We start from the raw sequence: 18,486 nt of genomic DNA on the forward strand, positions 1-18,486 counted from the left end.
CGATAGCCTGGGACAACCCCGGCGGCCGCATCAGGAGAGCACCTTCGCCCATGGTTTCCTCGCACGACCTCGTGCTCACCACCCTCCCCGGCGGCAATGCGCTGTCCGACTTCCGCGCGCGAGCGCTGCTCGCCCGGCTGCAGGCGGTCTCGCCCGGTGTGACGGGGGTGGCCGCACGGCACGTGCACTGGGTCGCCTCCGCCGGTCCGCTCTCACCCGACTCTCGGGCCGCGGTCACCTCGATCCTCACGTATGGCGAGCCGTATGCCGGACCCGCCGACGGCACCCTGGTCGTCGTGGCGCCACGGCTCGGCACCATCTCGCCGTGGGCGTCCAAGGCGACCGACATCGTGCACAACTGCGGCATCGACATCCACCGCGTCGAGCGGGTCACCCACTTCCTGCTCGCGGGATCGGTTGACCTGCAAGCGGTTTCGCCGCTGCTGCACGACCGGATGACCGAGTCGGTGTTCACCGCGGCCGACGACGCGAGGCACCTATTCGACGAGCGCGACGCCGAGCCGATGCAGCGGGTCGACCTGCTCGGTGAGGGGCGGCCGGCGCTCGAGGCGGCCAACACGGCATACGGCCTGGCGCTGTCCGGCGACGAGATCGACTACCTCGCCGACGCCTTCACCGGGCTGCGCCGCAACCCCAGCGATGTCGAGCTGATGATGTTCGCTCAGGCCAATTCCGAACACTGCCGGCACAAGATCTTCAACGCCGACTTCGTGATTGACGGTGTGGCACAAACGAATTCGCTCTTCGGGATGATCCGCAACACCGAGCGCGAGAACCCCCAGGGCACCGTCGTCGCCTACAAGGACAATGCCTCGGTGATGGCCGGCGGCAGGGTCAACCGCTGGCTGCCCGCCGAGCAGGACCGCCCGTCAACCTACGTGGCGCGCGAGGACGAGGTCCACGTGCTGATGAAGGTCGAGACGCACAACCACCCGACCGCGATCAGTCCCTTCCCCGGTGCGGCGACCGGCGCCGGCGGCGAGATCCGCGACGAGGGCGCCACCGGTCGTGGCTCGCAGCCGAAGGCTGGCCTGACCGGCTTCATGGTGTCCAACCTGCACCTGCCTGAGACCGACGAGCCTTGGGAGACAGGGGATTTCGAAGCTCCGTCGCATATCGCCAGTCCGCTCGACATCATGATCGAGGGGCCGATCGGGGCGGCGGCGTTCAACAACGAGTTCGGGCGCCCCGGCCTCGGTGGCTTCTTCCGCGTCTTCGAGCAGGAAGTCGACGGCGTCCACCGCGGCTATCACAAGCCGATCATGTCGGCCGGTGGGCTGGGATCGATCAGTGCGTCGATGACCGAGAAGGTCATCTTCCCGGCGGGCACCCTGCTCGTGCAGCTGGGCGGCCCGGGCATGCGGATCGGCATGGGTGGTGGGGCGGCGTCCTCGATGGCGTCCGGCACCAACGCGGCCGAGCTCGACTTTGACTCGGTGCAGCGCGGTAACCCCGAGATCGAGCGGCGCGCGCAGGAGGTCATCAACCACTGCTGGGCGCTCGGAGACGACAACCCGATCCTCGCGATCCACGACGTCGGCGCCGGCGGACTGTCCAATGCCTTCCCCGAACTCGTCGACGGCGCGGCGCTCGGCGCGCGCTTCGACCTGTCGAAGGTGCCGCTGGAGGAGAGTGGCCTGGCGCCGAAGGAGATCTGGTGCAACGAGAGCCAGGAGCGCTATGTCGTTGCGCTGCAGGCAGATTCGCTGGATCGCTTTGCCGCGCTGTGCGCGCGGGAGCGGTGCCCGTATGCCGTCGTCGGTGTCGCCAGCGCGGACGCTCAGCTGCTCGTCGAAGAGTCCGGTGCCGCGGACACCCCGATCGACATGCCGATGGAGGTGTTGCTCGGCAAGCCGCCGCGGATGACCCGCGATGTGCGACACCTGCCGCGCTCCACCCGGCCGCTCGAGCTGGACGCGATCGACGTCCAGGAGGCGGCATATGCCGTGCTGCGCCACCCGAGCGTGGCGTCCAAGCGCTTCCTCATCACGATCGGTGACCGCACCGTGGGTGGGCTGACCCACCGCGACCAGATGGTCGGGCCCTGGCAGGTGCCGGTGTCGGACGTCGCGGTCACGCTGTCCGATTTCACCGGCCTCGCCGGGCAGGCGATGAGCAGTGGCGAGCGCTCGCCACTCGCGGCGGTCGACGCTCCGGCATCCGGCCGGATGGCGGTCGGTGAGGCGATCACCAATCTCGCCGCCGCGCCGATCACGCTGTCGACGGTGAAGCTGTCCTGCAACTGGATGGCCGCCTGCGGTGAGGACGGTGAGGATGCCGCGCTCTACGACACCGTCCGCGCGGTCGGCATGGAGCTGTGCCCAGCGCTCGGCATCAGCGTGCCGGTCGGCAAGGACTCGTTGTCGATGCGCACGCGCTGGACCGACGACGACGGCACGGTCCGCCAGGTGACCTCGCCGGTGTCTCTGGTCGTCTCCGCCTTCGCGTCGCTACCCGACGTGCGCGGGACGCTCACCCCGCAGTTGCGAGCCGGCGACACCGCGCTGGTGCTGGTCGACCTGGGCGCCGGGCGCCACCGGCTGGGCGGCTCGATGCTCGCGCAGGTGCGCGGCGAGTTCGGCGACGAGGTGCCCGACCTCGACGATCCGGCGCTGCTGGTGGACTTCGTCGACACGGTGAATGCGTTGCGGGACAAGGGATTCCTGCTCGCCTATCACGACCGCTCCGATGGCGGATTGTGGGCCACCGCGTGCGAGATGGCCTTCGCGGGCAACCTGGGCGTCGACCTCGAGGTCTCTTCGATCGCGGAGCTCTTCACCGAGGAGCTCGGCGCGGTGCTGCAGGTGTCGGCACAGCATTCCGACGAAGTCGTTGCCGCTTTTGCCCACGCGCGCGTGATCGGCCGCACCAACGACGAGCGACGGGTCCGGGTGAGTGGCGGCGTGCAACTCGACGAGTCGCTCCAAGACCTGGCTCGCACCTGGGACGAGGTCTCCTGGCGGATCAGCAGGTTGCGCGATAACGCCGAGTGCGCCGACGAGGAGCACGACCGGGCGGGCGCGAACGACCCCGGCCTGGTGATCGCGCCGACCTTCGACCCGGGCGAGGACGTTGCCGCGCCATACCTCAATCTCGGTGCCAAACCCAAGGTCGCGATCCTGCGCGAGCAGGGTGTCAACAGCCACGTCGAGACCGCATTCGCTTTCGCGACAGCGGGATTCGAAGCGATCGACGTGCATATGACCGACCTGCAGGCCGGCCGGTTCGACCTTTCCGACGCGGTCGGGCTGGTCGCCTGCGGCGGCTTCTCCTATGGCGACACCCTCGGCGCCGGGGAAGGCTGGGCCCGCTCGGTTCTCTTCAATCCTGCTCTGACACAAGGGTTTTCGGACTTCTTCGCCCGCGCGGATACCTTCGGACTCGGCATCTGCAATGGCTGCCAGATGTTCGCCGCGCTCGCCGACCTGATCCCCGGGGCCGATGCCTGGCCGCGGTTTACCCGCAACCGGTCCGAGCAATACGAAGCCCGCCTCACCCAGGTCGAGGTCCTCGACAGCCCGTCCATTTTCTTCGCCGGTATGGCGGGTTCGCGGTTGCCGATCGCCGTCGCCCACGGCGAGGGTTACGCCAACTTCGCGGCTCGGGGAGACGCCTCGCGGGTGATCCGAGCGGCCCGGTTCGTCGACCACGAGGGGCGACCGGCATCGGCATACCCCTTGAACCCCAACGGATCTGATGGTGGACTGACTGCGGTGACGACACCGGACGGGCGGTTCACCGCGATGATGCCGCACCCCGAGCGGGTGCAACGCAATGTGCAACTGTCCTGGACCGACGGGCCGATCGAGCAGGCGAGCCCGTGGCTGCGGATGTTCCGCAATGCGCGAGTGTGGGTGGATTAGATGGCAGGGACGAAGGACCGCAACGAGACACCGGCCGAGCGGGCCGACCGCAACTGGGACGACCTGCTCCAGGAGTTGCGCGTCGTCCAGACTGGGGTGCAACTGCAGGCCGGCTTCCTGATGACGCTGCCCTTCCAGCAGCGCTTCGCGACCATCACCGCCACGCAGCGCACGGCCTACCTGGTCGCCTTCGGGCTGGCGATCCTCGCGACGGCCTTGCTGATCGCGCCGGTCGCGGTGCACCGGACGCTGTTTCGCAAGCACCGCAAGGACATCCTGGTGACGGTTGGTGCGAGGCTGGCCCGCAGCGGGCTCGCCGCGCTGGCCCTGTCGTTCACCGCCGCGATCTTCCTGATCTTCGACCTGACGATGGGGCGGCCGGCGGCGATCATCGCCGTCATCGGTGCCGTCGTGATCTTCGGCAGCCTGTGGGTGGTGCTGCCCGTCGCGCTCAAGCGACAGTTGCCGCAGGCGCCGTCGCAGACTCAGTGATCGCGCAGGGCCTTGATCAGCTCGTCCTTGGACATGGTTGAGCGGCCGTCGATGCCGATCTCGCGGGCGCGATCCAGCAACTCGTCCTTGGACATGTCGTCATAGCGCTCGGCGTGACCACCCTTGGCGCCGACCGCTGACCGCGACTTGGCGGCCGCCGCGTTGGCGATGCGGGCGGACTTCTCCTTGCTGTTGCCCTCCTCCCGCAGCTTCTCGTAGAGCTCGTCGTCCTTGACCGAGGGTCCGGGGTCTTCCCGCTTCGGCATCGTGTGCTCCTTGGGTGGTGTCAGTCGGCGTGCTTGATGGAGAGCGCGCCCGCGATGTCGTTGATGCGCCGCGCGAGGGCGACGTCCTTGTCGGTGACCGTGTCGTCGGCGTCGTGGGTGACGAGGGTGAACTCGACGCTCGGGTAGGTCACCAGCGCGTCGGGGTGGTGGTTAGCTTCGTCGGCGGCCTTGGCCACGTCCTGCAGGAACCGCGCCCCCGCGCTGAAACCGTCGGTCGCGAAGGTGCCCTTGAGCGCGCCGCGGGTGAGGCGCCAGCCGGGCACGTCGATTTGGTCGGCAGAAAGAGCGTTCATCCCTCCACGGTGCCACTTCGGCGCAGGCAGATGGGTAGCCGGACGGGTGGGGTTTCGTCGGCGGTGGCGCGGATCGCCCGAGTGGGCGTTTTGTGCCGGAGGTTGCGGCGCAGGGGTGGCGCGGATCGCCCACGTGGGCGTTTTGTGCGCGTGGTGGCGGCGCAGGGGTGGCGCGGATTGCCCAAGTGGGCGTTTTGTGCCGGTGGTGCGGCGCAGGGGTGGCGCGGATTGCCCAAGTGGGCGTTTTGTGCCGGAGGTTGCAGCGCGGCATCAGTGACGCTGCCGGGTGCCCGGGCGACGCAGCGTCCCGGCATACCGGGCCGGCAGGCGCACCTCCCACTGCGCTGCACCGGGCAGTCGCCACCCTCGCCGACGCGCCAGCAGGCCGAGACCCGCACAGGTGACGATCGAGGCCGTCATACCCCAGTTGGGCAGGTCGAACCGGGCGAGCACGAACATCTCGATCGCACCGATCAGCGCGATCGTGGCGTAGAGCGGCCCGTCGCCGAAGACCGCGGGGATCTTGGCGACCAGCACGTCGCGCAGGATGCCGCCACCGATCGCGGTCAGCACGCCGATCAGCACACAGGCCAGCGGGCCGAGCCCGACCGCGAGCGATTTGACCGTGCCGGTCGCCGCCCAACAGCCGACCGCGAGCAGGTCGGCGAGGATGAGCAGGCGGCCGGTCCACTTGCCGCCGAGGACGAGCAGGTATGCCGCCGCCGAGGCGATCAGTGCACCGGAGAGGTATGCCGGATTCGTCAGTGCGACGGGAAAACCGTTGCCCAGCAACACATCACGGATGACGCCGCCACCCAGCCCGGAGACGATGCCGAGCATGGCGAAGCCGACCGCGTCAAAACGATAGGCCCGTGCGACGGCACCACCGAGCAGACCGTTGGCGACTACGCCCGTCACATCGACGACGTTGAAGAACGCGCTGGGGTCGATGCTGCTCACCGGGTGATGTTAGTGGTTTCGACGCGCGTCGTCGCTGCGCTCCTCCGCTTGCTCAACCAACGAAGGTACGGCGCTCAACCAGCGGAGGAGCGCGAGGCGATTAGGCGGACGGCGTGATGGTGCTGACGTCGATGACGTAGCGGTAGCGCACGTCCCCCGCGACGACCTTGTCGTAGGCCTCGTCGACCTCGTCGGCGGAGATCGTCTCGATCGTGGCGCCGATACCGTGCTCGGCGCAGAAGTCGAGCATCTCCTGGGTCTCGGCGATGCCGCCGATGACCGAACCGCCCATGACCTTGCTGCCACCGATGAGCGAACCCGGAGCCACCGAGTAGTTCTTGGTCGGCAGCCCGACGCTGATCAGCGCACCAAACGGCTTGAGCAGCGCGAGGTAGTCCTCCATCGGCAGGTCGGCGCTCACCGTGTTGAGGATCAGGTCGAAGCTGCCCTTGAGCTCCTTCAGCGCCGACTCGTCGCTGGTGGCGACGTGACGGGTGGCGCCGAGCTCCTTGGCGCTGTCGGCCTTGGCGTCGCTGCGGCTCAGGGTGATCACCTCGGCGCCCATCGCGGCGGCGATCTTGACACCGAGGTGACCGAGGCCGCCGACGCCGATGATGCCGACGCGCTTGCCCGGCCCGGCCCCCCAGCGCTTCAGCGGGGCATAGGTCGTGATGCCGGCGCACAGCAGCGGCGCGGCGACGTCGAGGGAGATGCCCTCGGGGATGGTGCAGGCGAACCGCTCGGACACGACGATCTGCTGGGAGTAGCCGCCGTAGGTCGGCTCACCGTCGTAGTCGCGGCCGTTGTAGGTCATCACGGCACCCTTGGTGCAGAACTGCTCCTCGCCGTTCTTGCACATCTCGCACTCGCCGCAACTGTCGACCATGCAACCGACGCCCACGCGGTCGCCGACCTTGACCTTGGTGACGCCGCTGCCGACAGCCGACACAGTGCCAGCGATCTCGTGGCCGGGCACCATCGGGAAGATCGCCTCGCCCCACTCCTCGCGCACCTGGTGGATGTCGCTGTGGCAGATGCCGGCGAACTCGATGTCGATCAGGATGTCGTCGTCGCGCAGGTCACGGCGCTCGATGGTGACCTGCTCGAAGTTGCCGCTGGGGGAGGCGACGGAAATCGCGGGGGTCGTAGTCGTCATACCGCTGACGTTACGCCGAGACAGTTGACCGATGCACATCCTGACGCTGTCCCGAAAGTCACACGCGCACAACGGAATACCGACGTATGACGACAGCGGCCGGGTGACCGTGCGAGGTCACCCGGCCGCCGCGAGGGAAGCGGTGGCGCGTCAGCTGCCCGTCACCACACCCGTCGGCGGGTGCCGCCGATCGGCACGAGGTTGAGCACCAGGCCGACGATGAGCAGGACGATCCCGATCCACAGCAAGAACTTCAGGCTGGCGACCAACAGGCCGAGGATGATCAGGATGACTCCGAGTGCGATCACGACAGCTCCTTCGAACGAAACATGCCCCCGAGGCGCAGACGGGCGTCGCGCGCAGGCTGCACGTTAGAGCAGGCCCACACCGGCCGCCCCACCCGAAAGGAGGGGTATGTGATCAGAGTGACGGAAGGTGCGAGCGCAGTCGTTGCGCGGCGGCGGCCGGATCGGTGGCCGCGGTGATGGCCCGCACCACCACGATCCGGCGTGCACCGGCCTCGACGATCTGCTCGACATTGGACTCGTCGATGCCGCCGATCGCGAACCACGGCTTGCTGGTGCCGGTGGCCGCGGCCGCGCGGACCAGGTCCAGGCCGACCGCGGTGCGACCGGGCTTGGTCGGCGTCGCCCAGACCGGTCCGGTGCAGAAATAGTCGACCTGCGGATCGGCCTCGGCCGCGGCGAGCTGATCCGGATTGTGCGTCGACAGCCCGACGACGACATCGGTCAATCCGAGTTCGCGCAACTGGGTGGGAGTGAGGTCGCGCTGGCCGACGTGCAGCACGTCGGCTCTGCTGAGTGTCGCGATGTCCGCGCGATCGTTGGCCGAGAACAGCCGACCGGCCGCGCGGGCCTCCTCGGCGAGAACGCCCAGCAGCTCGAGCTCGTCCGCCGCCTCGATCTCCTTGTCCCGCAACTGGATCACATCGACACCCCCGGCATACGCCGCACGGACGAACTCACCGAAGTCGCGCTGTTCGCGACGGGCGTCGGTGCACAGATAGAGCTGGGCGTCGGCGAGCGCGGCGACGCGGGCGGGGCGGTCGGCTGTGATCGGCATCCTCCGCAGCTTAGGCTGGGGGAAGTTCCGCGGGAGCCGAGCCACCCGGGCTCGGCTGAGAGGGCACTAGGTGCCGACCGCTCGAACCTGATGCGGGTTATGCCGTCGAAGGGAGGAACGATGCGGGTCATCGTTATCGGAGCCGGGGTGATCGGCTCAGCCATTGCGTGGCGCCTCGCTCGCGCGGGTGCGCAGGTCACCGTGGTCGATCCGGCGCCGGGTCACGGCGCCAGCCGGGCGGCGGCCGGCATGCTCACCCCGGTGGGCGAGGCCTGGCACGGCGAGCGCGATCTCGCGACGCTGCTGCTCGACTCTGCGCGCCGCTACCCACGCTTCGTCCAAGACGTCGCTGCGTCCAGCGGAGGCGACACCGGCTACCGGACCACCCAGACGCTCATCTGCGGAGCCGATGGCGCCGACCGGCAGGCGCTCGCCGAACTGCACGACCTGGCGACGCGCACGGGTTTGCGCACCGAACCGCTCACGCTGCGCGAGGCTCGCCGGATCGAGCCGGCGCTGGCCCCCCGGCTCGCGTGCGCCTATCTCGCCCCGGACGATCACCAGGTCGACCCGCGGGCCCTGTGCGCCGCGCTGCTCGCCGGCCTGCGGGCTGATGGCGGCGCGCTCGTCCAGGCCGAGGCGACCGAGGTGCTCGCCGACTCGCGCAGCGTGCGGCTCGCGGACGGCCGTTCGCTCGACGCCGACGCGATCGTGCTCGCCAACGCTCTCGGCGCGACTCCCCTGTGGCCCGCCCTCGGCGGTCTGCGGGCGGTGTATGGCGACATCGCCCGCCTCGCGCCCGCCCTCGATCTGCCACCGCTGCTGCAGGGAGTGGTGCGCGGCCTGGTCGGTGGTCACTCGGTCTATCTCGTTCCGCGCGCCGACGGCTCGGTAGTGCTCGGTGCCACGATGCGCGAAAACGGCGACAGCCGGGTCAGCGTCGGCGGCGTGCACGAATTGCTGCGCGACGCCGCCACGATCGTGCCCGGCGTCGTCGACCTTGCCGTCGAGGAGATCATCGCCCGGCCCCGCCCCGGCACGCCCGACAACCTGCCGCTGCTCGGCGAGGTCGCACCGGGCGTCGTCGCCGCCACCGGCTTCCACCGGCACGGGGTGCTCCTCGCGCCCCTGGCCGCAGACGCGGTGGCGAGCACCCTCGGCATACCTGTGGACGACCTTCCCGACCTCGACGCTTGTGCGCCAACGCGTTTCGCACTGCAGGAGAGCAGATGAACCTCACCATCAACAACGAACCCCGCGAACTTCGAGCCGGTATGACGTGCCGCGAGTTGGTCTCGGATCTCACCGGCCGGGTGGTCACCGAGGAGGGCCGGGCCGAGGGCGGCGGCCCGCTCGGCGTGGCACTGGCGGTCGACGGATCGGTGGTCCCACGCAGCCTCTGGGCGACGACCGAACTCGCGGACGGGCAGCAGGTCGAGCTCGTGACGGCAGTGCAAGGAGGATGACCATGACTGTGGCACAAGCGGATTCACTCATCGTCGACGGTGTGGAGTTGCCGTCGCGGCTGATCATGGGCACCGGCGGGTTGTCGTCCTTCGACACGCTCCGCGATGCGCTGGTCGCCTCCGGCACCTCGCTGACGACGGTCGCGTTGCGGCGGTATGCGCCCGGCGAGGCCTCGCTCTTCGGCCTGCTCACCGAGCTCGGCATCAAGGTGTTGCCCAACACTGCCGGGTGCTTCACCGCGCGGGAGGCGGTGCTCACCGCCGAGCTCGGCCGGGAGGCGCTGGAGACCGACTGGGTCAAGCTGGAGGTCATTGCCGACGAGACCACCTTGCTGCCCGACACCGCCGAGCTTTTCGAGGCGACTGAGCAACTGGTGCAGCGCGGTTTCAAGGTCTTCGCCTACACCAATGACGATCCGGTCGCGGCGCTGCGCCTGCAGGACCTCGGCGCGGTGGCGGTGATGCCGCTCGGTGCTCCGATCGGCACGGGTCTCGGCATCCTCAACCCGCACAACATCGAGTTGATCGTGTCCCGCGCGACCGTGCCGGTGGTGCTCGACGCCGGCATCGGCACCGCGTCCGAGGCGACGCTGGCGATGGAACTCGGTTGTGACGCAGTGCTGCTCGCGACCGCGGTGACCCGGGCCCACGACCCGGAACGGATGGCGCGCGCCTTCCGGCTGGCGGTCGAGGCGGGCTATCTCGCCCGCCGGGGCGGCCGCATCCCCCGACGCGCGCTGGCGCGGGCGTCGTCTCCGATGGCCGGGAGGGCGGACCTGTGACCGGGCCGCTGGTGGGGCTCGGGCCGGAGCTCACCCGGGAGGAGACCGAGCGCTACGCCCGGCACCTGATGCTGCCCTCGATCGGCGCCGACGGGCAGCGGCGGCTCAAGGCGGCGCGGGTGCTCTCGATCGGTGCCGGCGGACTCGGGTCGCCGAGCCTGCTCTATCTCGCCGCCGCCGGCGTCGGCACCCTCGGCGTGGTGGACGACGACCGCGTCGACGCCTCCAACCTGCAGCGCCAGATCATCCACGACACCTCCGCGATCGGCCGGCCGAAGGTCGCATCCGCCGCGCAGCGCATCGCCGAGGTCAACCCGCTGGTCACCGTCGAGCAGCACGACACCCGGCTGACCAGCGACAACGCCCTGGAGATCCTCTCCGGCTACGACCTGGTCCTCGACGGCTGCGACAACTTCGCGACCCGCTATCTCGTCGCCGACGCAGCCGAGATCCTCGGGCTGCCCGTCGTGTGGGGCTCCCTCCTGCGCGAACACGGTCAGGTGAGTGTCTTCTGGTCCGGTGAGGGTCCGGCATACCGCGATCTGTTCCCCGAAATGCCCGACCCGCGCGATGTCCCCTCGTGCGCGGAGGCCGGGGTGCTCGGTGCGACCTGTGCCGCGATCGGTGCCGCAATGGCCGGAGAGGCGATCAAGCTCATCACCGGATCGGGCCGCCCGCTGCTCGGTCGGCTGCAGGTGCACGACGCACTGCAGGGCACCTGGCGCGAGCTCGCGGTCCGGCCGGACCCGACCCGCACCCCGGTGACACAGCTCGCCGAGTCCTACGAATTCGCTTGTGCCCCAATGGTTCACCCGATGATCAGCGCGACCGAGCTCGACGAGTTGCTGGCCGCGCGCGACCGGGGTGAGGAGGACTTCACGCTGCTCGATGTGCGCACCCAGGTTGAGCGCGATATCGCCCAGATCCCCGGTTCGGTGCTCGTGCCGTCGCCCGACATCCTCGACGGGTCGGTCACCCTCGACCGCGACGTGCGCTATGTCGTGCACTGCCAGAGCGGGATGCGCTCGGCTCGCGTGGCCGAGCACCTGATCGCCCAGGGGTATGCCGTCCGCGATGTCGACGGCGGCATCGTCGCCTGGCAGGAGGCGCAGGCAGCCCGGGTGGGGTGATCCTCGACCCGGCACCCGCGGGTGCGGTTGCACGGCCGGTATGACGTCCGCCGCCGGGGTCTTCCGCGATTCTGCTGGCGCACCGTCGATCGCGTGCTCGCGGCGTGCAATCCCGCACCGAGCTGGCCCGATCGGCGCCGCCCAACCCGTCGGTAACTCGGTAAGCCGACGTAACCTGACCACCCGTACGTAGGCCTTGACCCAGGGGAGGGTTGTTGATGAGCGCGACGGCGACGATCATTTCGGGGGCGAGCTCGGGCCTCGGCGCCGAGATGGCGCGTCAGCTCGCCGCGCGCGGTCACGACCTCGGCCTGTGCGCCCGGCGCCGTGACCGCCTCGAAGATCTCGCCCGGGAGCTGCGGGAGCAGACCGGCCGGCGGGTGTTCGTCGAACAGGTCGACGTCGTCGATGCCGACGCGGTCAATGCCGCCTTCCATCGCTTCGCTCGCGCTCTCGGCCGCGTCGACCGGGTGATCGTCAACGCCGGCTCCGGCCGCGGTGCACCGATCGGCACCGAGCGTTCCGATGTCAACCGGATCACCGCGATGACCAACTTCGTCGGGGCGCTCTCGCAGTTCGAGGCGGCGCTGGAGATCTTCCGCGCTCAGGGCCGTGGTCACCTGGTGGCGATCTCCTCCATCTCCGCCCTGCGGGGGATGCGCCGGTCGATGACGACCTACGCCGCGACCAAGGCCGGCATCGCCGCGCTCGCCGAAGGCATCCGTGCCGAGCAGATCCCCGGCGTCGAGGTGTCGGTGATCTACCCCGGCTACATCCGCTCGGAGATGAACGACCACGTCCAGCAGCGGACGCCCTTCATGGTCGACACCGCCGAGGGTGTCCGCGCGATCATCGCCGCCATCGACAGCAAGCGCGAACGGGCCTATGTGCCCACCTGGCCGTGGCGTCCGATCGGGATGGCGATGAAGTTCGCGCCGGACGCCGCGGTCCGCCGCCTCACCTGAACCCGCCCGGGGCCGCCCGGCCCAGTCTGGCGCGCTCCCGGCTCACCAAAAGTCTCCAGAATGTCGAGCTTTGGGGCCCGGGTGGGCCGCGGCCCGCGAAAAGTCTCCAGAGTGTCGAGCTTTAGGGCCCGGGTGGGCTCCGGCCCGCGAAAAGTCTCCAGAGTGTCGAGCTTTGGGGCCCGGGTGGGCTCCGGTCCCGCGAAAAGTCTCCAGAGTGTCGAGCTTTGGGGCCCGGGTGGGCTCCGGCCCCGCGAAAAGTCTCCAGAGTGTCGAGCTTGGGGCCCGGGTGGGCTCCGGCCCCGCGAAAAGTCTCCAGAGTGTCGAGCTTTGGGGCCCGGGTGGGCCGCGGCCCGCGAAAAGTCTCCAGAGTGTCGAGCTTTGGGGCCCGGGTGGGCTCCGGCCCCGCGAAAAGTCTCCAGAGTGTCGAGCTTTGGGGCCGGGGTGGGCTCCGGCCCCGCGAAAAGTCTCCAGAGTGTCGAGCTTTGGGGCCGGGGTGGGCTCCGGCCCGGCGAAAAGTCTCCAGAGTGTCGAGCTTTGGGGCCCGGGTGGGCTCCGGCCCGGCGAAAAGTCTCCAGAATGGCGTCTTCCTCCCCGGCTCACTATCGGACGCCGCGGAGCCCGCCGATCCGGCAGCCGCGGCGACCGCGAAGCCCGGCGGTCCGGCATACAAATCAAAACGGATGCCCGAATCTGTTGACACGAGCCCGTTTGAGTGGTGTTCTGGTGTGAACGGCATCACAAGGAGGCGGACGTGTACGGAGCCGAACGGCAGCAGCAGATCGTCATCGAGGCGCGGCGTCAGGGCCGCGTCGAGGTGACCGCGCTCGCCGAGAGCCTCGGGGTCACGCCCGAGACCGTGCGTCGCGACCTGTCCACCCTCGAGAACCGCGGCGTCCTCAAGCGCGTGCATGGCGGCGCGATCCCGGTCGAGCGGCTCGACCTCGAGCCCGCCCTCACCGTCCGCAGCAGCCGACTGACCGAGCAGAAGAAGCGCATCGCCGCGCGTGCCCTGGACGAGATCGCCGCGGGTGCGACCGTCCTGCTCGACTCTGGCAGCACCACCCACGCCCTCGCCGAGATGTTGCCCCCGGACCGCGACCTCACGGTCGTCACCAACTCGATGCAGATCGGCGACCTGCTGAGCGGCCGGGCGGGCCTGACGCTCTTCGTCATTGGCGGACGCGTGCGCGGGCTGACCGGTGCCGCGGTCGGCGAATGGGCGCTCACCGCGCTGCGCTCGCTCACCGTCGATCTCGCCTTCGTCGGCACCAACGGCATGAGCGCCGATCGCGGGCTGACGACCCCGGACCAGGCGGAGGCGAGTGTGAAGAGCGCGATGCTCGATGCCGCCCGCCGGTCGGTGCTGCTCGCCGACGCGAGCAAGTTCGGCACCGACCACCTGCACACCTTCGCCGGCCTGGACCGCATCGACCTGATCGTCACCGACGACGCCCTCGCTGCGGCCGACGCCAAGGCGCTCGCCGCACGCGGACCGCAGGTGGTGCGCGCATGATCGTCACCCTCACCCCCAACCCGAGTCTGGACCGCACGGTCACCGTCGAGCGCCTCACGCTGGGTGAGGTGCACCGCGTGACCTCCGGGCGGATTGACCCGGGCGGCAAGGGCATCAATGTCTCCCGCGCGCTCGCGGCGCAAGGCGGCGACACCCTCGCCGTGCTGCCCGTCGGCGGCGCAGAGGGCGGCCTGCTCACCCGGCTGCTCGACGAGGCGGGGGTGGCCCACCGCGATGTCGCCATCGGCGGCACCGCACGGATGAATGTCGCGGTCGTCGAACCGGGCGGCCGCACCACCAAGGTCAACGAAGCCGGCCCGCAGATGACCCCCGCTGAGGTGGACGCCCTGCTCGCCGCGACGCTCGACGCGGCCCGCGGCGCTCGCTGGGTGGTCGGCTGCGGCAGCCTGCCCCCGGGCGCCCCGACCAGCCTGTATGCCGACCTCGTCGCCTCCGCACGCTCGCTCGGCGTGCGGGTGGCGATCGACAGCTCCGGCGCACCGCTGCCAGCGGCGGTCGCCGCCGGCCCGTCCTTGATCAAGCCGAACCACGAGGAGCTCGCCGAACTCGTCGGCCACGCCCTACCCCGGCTGGGTGATGTGGTGGCGGCCGCGCGGGAACTCGTCGCCGGAGGCGTCGAGCTCGTCGTGGTCAGCCTCGGCGCCGATGGTGCGGTCGCGGTCGACGCCGACAGTGTGTGCTGGACCGCGGCCACCATCGAGCGGCCGCTCTCCACGGTTGGTGCGGGCGATTGCCTGCTCGCCGGCGTCCTGCACACCCTCGACACCGGCGGCAGCCTCGCCGACGCCCTGACCACCGGCGTCCGCTGGGGCGCCGCGGCGGTGACCCTGCCGGGCAGCCGCATCCCCACGCCCCGCGACCTCGCCGGCATCGAGGTCGCCGCACCGCAGGCACCCGACGCCGGGCTGCTCCTGCGCTGAACCCCCACCGCTTGGCATCACCCAGAAAGGCACTGCCCATGTCCCTCATCACCACCGAACAGGTCGTCCTCGACCTCACCGGGGCCGATCGGCACGACGCCACGGCCACCCTGGCGCGCACCCTCGTCGCCAGTGGCCGATGCACCGACCTCGACGCCTTCCTCGCCGACGTGCGCGAGCGGGAGTCGAAGATGGCCACGGGCCTGCCCGGCGGCATCGGCATACCTCACGCGCGGAGCGCGGCGATCACCGAACCGTCGCTCGTCTTCGGCCGCGCGACCGACGGCATCGACTGGGGCGCGAAGGACGGACCGGCGCGGCTGATCTTCCTCATCGCCGCCCCGGAGGGCGGTGGCGACGCGCACATGCAGATGCTGCCGAAGCTGGCAAAAGCGTTGATGAACAAGGACTTCCGGGCCGCGCTCGAGAACGCCACCTCCGAGGCGGAGGTCGTCGACATCGTCGACCGGCACGTCCGGCTCGATCCGCCGGCTGAGTCGGCCGAGCCGGCTGAGTTGGCCGACGCTCCCCGCCCGCCGGAAACGGGCAGGGAGAACGCCGCTGCCGGTGCCACCGCGGTCGCGGCAACGGCGTCGCCGGCCCCCGAGTCGGCCGAGCCGACGACCGACGCGCGCCCGGCCGACCGCCCACTCACCCTCGTCGGCGTGACGTCCTGCCCGACCGGCATCGCCCACACCTATATGGCGGCCGAGGCGCTGGAGAATGCCGCACGCGAGGCCGGCCACACGATCACCGTCGAGACGCAGGGCTCGGCCGGCTCCACCCCGCTCACCGCCGAGCAGATCGCCGCCGCCGACGCGGTGATCTTCGCCCACGACGTCGAAGTGCGCGACAAGGCGCGCTTCGCCGGCAAGCCGACCGTCGACGTCGGGGTGAAGCGCGCGATCAGCGACGGCCCGGCTCTCGTCGCCGAGGCCGGCCGGCTCGCCGCGGAGTGGCAGGCCGACCCGAGCAAGGCGGCCGCCGCTCCGAGCACCGAGATGGCGACCAAGGTCGACTCGACCGGTGGGGTGGGCACCCGCGTGCGCCAGTGGCTGATGACCGGCGTGTCCTACATGATCCCGTTCGTCGCCGCGGGCGGCATCCTGATCGCCCTCGGCTTCATGCTCGCCCAGATCTTCGGCGGCAAGAACGGCGCGATCGATGTCACCAAGCTCTACACGCTCGACCCCGGCTCGACCGCCCAGGGCGTGACCGTGCTGCAGAACAACTTCAACCCCCTCGACGGCATGCACTGGGCCGCGCTGCTCTTCCTCATCGGTGCCGCGGCGTTCGGCTTCCTCGTGCCGATCCTGTCCGGCTTCATCGCTTACTCGATCGCCGACCGGCCGGGTCTGGTGCCAGGCATCGTCGGTGGCGCGGTGGCGGTGACCATGCAGGCCGGTTTCCTCGGCGGCATCGTGACCGGCTTCCTCGGTGGCTTCCTCGCCCGGTGGATCGCCGGCTGGAAGGTGCCCAAGGGCGTGCGCGGCGTGATGCCCGTGGTCGTCATCCCGCTGCTGTCCACCCTGATCACCGTCGGCATCTTCATCACGCTCGTCGGCCGGCCGATCAAGGCGCTCTCGGACGCGCTCACCCAGGCACTCAACTCGATGAACGGCGCCTCGGCAATCGTGCTCGGCCTGATCCTGGGCGCGATGATGGGCTTCGACCTCGGCGGGCCGGTCAACAAGGTCGCCTACACCTTCGCCACCACCGGCCTGGCCGCCGCCGGCACCGCGACCAACGCGCCGCAGCTGAAGATCATGGCCGCGACCATGGCGGCCGGCATGGTCGCCCCGCTCGGTATGGCGCTCGCGACCACCGTGCGGCCGCGGCTGTTCTCCGAGCCGGAGCAGGAGAACGGCAAGGCCGCCTGGCTGCTCGGCGCGTCTTTCATCTCCGAGGGCGCGATCCCGTTCGCCGCGGCCGATCCGTGGCGGGTGATCGTCTCCTCGGTCGCCGGCTCCTCCGTCACCGGCGCGCTCTGCATGGCCTTCGGTGCCACGCTGCGCGCACCGCACGGTGGCATCTGGGTGCTGCCGCTGATCGGCAACTTCGCGATGTTCATCATCGCCCTCATCGTCGGGGTGGCCATCACCGCCGCGCTCGTGGTCTTGTTGAAGCAGACTGACAAGAACAGGGTGGCGGTCGCGGGCGCCGCCTGACGACCGGCATACCGAAAAGACCTGTCGCACAACGGAAAAGGAATACTCATGGCACAGCGCACCGTCACCATCGCCTCCTCGGTCGGTCTCCACGCCCGCCCCGCCGCACTCTTCGTGCAGCAGGCCTCGGCGACCGGACTCGACGTCGAGATCGCCCGGCCGGGCGAGGACCCGGTCGACGCCACCAGCATCCTCGGGGTGATGGCGCTCGGCGCCAAGCACGGCGAGGAGGTCGTCCTCACCGCCGAGGGCGACGGCGCCGACGAGGCCCTCGACGGCCTGGTCCAACTGCTGTCGCAAGACCTGGACGCGAAGGAGTGACATGAGCGAGGCGATCCTGCGCGGCATCGGTGTCAGTGCCGGCGCTGCCTACGGTCCGGTCGTGCGGGTCGCACCGGCGGTCCGGGCTCCGGCGGACGAGCCGGCAGCCGCCGACCCGGACGCGGAGTTCGAGCGGGTCAAGGCGGCCTACGAATCAGTCGCCACCGATCTCGAGGCACGTGCGGCGAAGGCTGACGACACCGCCGCGCAGATCCTTACCGCGACCGCGTTGATCGCACGCGACAAGGGTCTGCACAAGGCGACGGGCAAGTTGCTGACCGCCGGGTCCGGCCCGGCGACCGCAGTCGAGGGCGCGGTCGAGGAGTATGCCGCGCAGTTCGAGGCCTTGGGCGGCTACTTCGCCGAGCGGGTGACCGACCTGCGCGATGTCGGAGCGCGCACCGTGGCCGCGGTGCTGGGCGTGCCCGCACCCGGCGTGCCAACCCTCACCGAGCCCTCGGTGATCGTCGCCGAGGACCTTGCGCCGGCCGAGACCGCGACGCTGGATCGCTCGCTCGTCGCCGGCATTGTCACCGCGGCTGGCGGCCGCACCAGCCACACCGCGATCCTCGCCGCGCAGATGGGCATCCCTGCGGTGGTGCACTGCACGGGCGCGATGGAGCTCGAGCCGGGCACGCGGGTCGCGGTCGACGGCGACAGCGGGGAGGTGCTGCGCGATCCCTCCGCCGACGCGGTCGACCGGCTGCGGCGACGGGGCGAGCGGCGACAGCAGGCGCTCGCCGACAGCGCCGGACCGGGCCGCACCCGCGACGGCCATCCGGTGGCGCTGCTGGCCAATATCGGCGGCGTGGAGGATGCCGTGAGCGCTGGCGCCCAGGACCTCGAAGGGGTCGGGCTCTTCCGCACCGAGTTCGTCTTCCTCTCCGCCGACAACGCGCCCACGGTGGAGCAGCAGACCGAGATCTACACCCAGGTGCTGCAGCCCTTCGGCGACCGGCGGGTGGTCGTGCGCACGCTCGACGCCGGCGCGGACAAGCCGCTCACCTTCGCCGACCTCGGCCCCGAGGAGAATCCCGCGCTCGGC

General features: G+C 70.3%; 18 protein-coding genes and 1 riboswitch. Of the genes, 12 read left to right on the forward strand and 6 right to left on the reverse strand.

Annotation, left to right across the window (positions count from 1 at the left end):
• Window positions 1-50: 50 nt before the first annotated feature.
• Both purL and G9U51_RS16260 read left to right on the forward strand, forming a co-directional pair.
• Window positions 51-3,884, forward strand: a complete 3,834-nt coding sequence (purL, locus tag G9U51_RS16255) for a phosphoribosylformylglycinamidine synthase (protein WP_166198512.1) — start codon at window positions 51-53, stop codon at window positions 3,882-3,884.
• The gene (locus G9U51_RS16260; protein WP_166198514.1) at window positions 3,885-4,376 is read left to right on the forward strand and encodes a DUF6328 family protein; all 492 of its coding nucleotides are present in this window, start codon (window positions 3,885-3,887) and stop codon (window positions 4,374-4,376) included.
• Here G9U51_RS16260 and G9U51_RS16265 read toward each other — a convergent pair.
• From G9U51_RS16265 to thiE, 6 genes are all read right to left on the reverse strand, one after another.
• On the reverse strand, window positions 4,370-4,642 hold the full coding sequence (locus G9U51_RS16265; RefSeq protein WP_166198516.1) for a DUF7218 family protein: 273 nt from the start codon (window positions 4,640-4,642) through the stop codon (window positions 4,370-4,372). The two genes, G9U51_RS16260 and G9U51_RS16265, sit on opposite strands and share 7 nt — an antisense overlap.
• 20 nt (window positions 4,643-4,662) lie before the next feature.
• Window positions 4,663-4,956 carry a 4a-hydroxytetrahydrobiopterin dehydratase gene (locus G9U51_RS16270; protein ID WP_166198518.1) on the reverse strand — a complete coding sequence of 98 codons (294 nt, stop codon included), beginning with the start codon at window positions 4,954-4,956 and terminating at the stop codon, window positions 4,663-4,665.
• Window positions 4,957-5,226: 270 nt separating this feature from the next.
• A complete protein-coding gene (locus tag G9U51_RS16275; RefSeq protein WP_166198521.1) occupies window positions 5,227-5,916 on the reverse strand; it encodes a trimeric intracellular cation channel family protein in 690 nt (229 codons plus the stop codon).
• 100 nt (window positions 5,917-6,016) lie between these two features.
• On the reverse strand, window positions 6,017-7,072 hold the full coding sequence (locus tag G9U51_RS16280) for an NAD(P)-dependent alcohol dehydrogenase (protein ID WP_166198523.1): 1,056 nt from the start codon (window positions 7,070-7,072) through the stop codon (window positions 6,017-6,019).
• A gap of 161 nt (window positions 7,073-7,233) precedes the next feature.
• Window positions 7,234-7,380, reverse strand: coding sequence for a hypothetical protein (locus G9U51_RS16285; protein ID WP_166198526.1), 147 nt, complete (start codon window positions 7,378-7,380; stop codon window positions 7,234-7,236).
• A 112-nt stretch (window positions 7,381-7,492) separates the two neighbouring features.
• Complete coding sequence (gene thiE / locus G9U51_RS16290) at window positions 7,493-8,155, reverse strand: thiamine phosphate synthase (protein ID WP_166198528.1); 663 nt, start codon at window positions 8,153-8,155, stop codon at window positions 7,493-7,495.
• A 19-nt stretch (window positions 8,156-8,174) separates the two neighbouring features.
• Window positions 8,175-8,286, forward strand: a riboswitch (TPP riboswitch).
• On the opposite strand from thiE, the gene thiO reads away from it, so the two are divergent.
• From thiO to G9U51_RS16340, 10 genes are all read left to right on the forward strand, one after another.
• The gene (thiO, locus tag G9U51_RS16295) at window positions 8,276-9,388 is read left to right on the forward strand and encodes a glycine oxidase ThiO (RefSeq protein ID WP_166198530.1); all 1,113 of its coding nucleotides are present in this window, start codon (window positions 8,276-8,278) and stop codon (window positions 9,386-9,388) included. Its footprint overlaps the riboswitch before it by 11 nt.
• Window positions 9,385-9,621 carry a sulfur carrier protein ThiS gene (thiS, locus tag G9U51_RS16300; protein WP_166198532.1) on the forward strand — a complete coding sequence of 79 codons (237 nt, stop codon included), beginning with the start codon at window positions 9,385-9,387 and terminating at the stop codon, window positions 9,619-9,621. The genes thiO and thiS overlap by 4 nt, the downstream gene beginning before the upstream one ends.
• 2 nt (window positions 9,622-9,623) lie before the next feature.
• Complete coding sequence (locus tag G9U51_RS16305) at window positions 9,624-10,403, forward strand: thiazole synthase (protein WP_235946275.1); 780 nt, start codon at window positions 9,624-9,626, stop codon at window positions 10,401-10,403.
• On the forward strand, window positions 10,400-11,533 hold the full coding sequence (moeB, locus tag G9U51_RS16310) for a molybdopterin-synthase adenylyltransferase MoeB (protein WP_328823520.1): 1,134 nt from the start codon (window positions 10,400-10,402) through the stop codon (window positions 11,531-11,533). Before G9U51_RS16305 ends, moeB begins: the two co-directional genes overlap by 4 nt.
• Before the next feature lie 218 nt (window positions 11,534-11,751).
• Window positions 11,752-12,498: an SDR family oxidoreductase gene (locus G9U51_RS16315; RefSeq protein WP_166198536.1), complete on the forward strand. Its 747-nt coding sequence runs from the start codon at window positions 11,752-11,754 to the stop codon at window positions 12,496-12,498.
• A 751-nt stretch (window positions 12,499-13,249) separates the two neighbouring features.
• Window positions 13,250-14,011 carry a DeoR/GlpR family DNA-binding transcription regulator gene (locus tag G9U51_RS16320; protein WP_166198538.1) on the forward strand — a complete coding sequence of 254 codons (762 nt, stop codon included), beginning with the start codon at window positions 13,250-13,252 and terminating at the stop codon, window positions 14,009-14,011.
• The gene (gene pfkB, locus G9U51_RS16325; protein ID WP_166198540.1) at window positions 14,008-14,952 is read left to right on the forward strand and encodes a 1-phosphofructokinase; all 945 of its coding nucleotides are present in this window, start codon (window positions 14,008-14,010) and stop codon (window positions 14,950-14,952) included. The genes G9U51_RS16320 and pfkB overlap by 4 nt, the downstream gene beginning before the upstream one ends.
• Window positions 14,953-14,990: 38 nt before the next feature.
• Window positions 14,991-17,120, forward strand: coding sequence for a PTS fructose transporter subunit IIABC (locus G9U51_RS16330; RefSeq protein WP_166198542.1), 2,130 nt, complete (start codon window positions 14,991-14,993; stop codon window positions 17,118-17,120).
• 48 nt (window positions 17,121-17,168) lie between these two features.
• A complete protein-coding gene (locus G9U51_RS16335; RefSeq protein ID WP_166198544.1) occupies window positions 17,169-17,441 on the forward strand; it encodes an HPr family phosphocarrier protein in 273 nt (90 codons plus the stop codon).
• 1 nt (window position 17,442) lies between these two features.
• Window positions 17,443-18,486 (forward strand): putative PEP-binding protein (locus G9U51_RS16340; RefSeq protein WP_166198546.1); only part of this gene is annotated, 1,044 nt, incomplete at its 3' end.

This window comes from Metallococcus carri (genome assembly GCF_011440275.1).
GTDB classification, from domain to species: Bacteria; Actinomycetota; Actinomycetes; order Actinomycetales; family Dermatophilaceae; genus Metallococcus; species Metallococcus carri.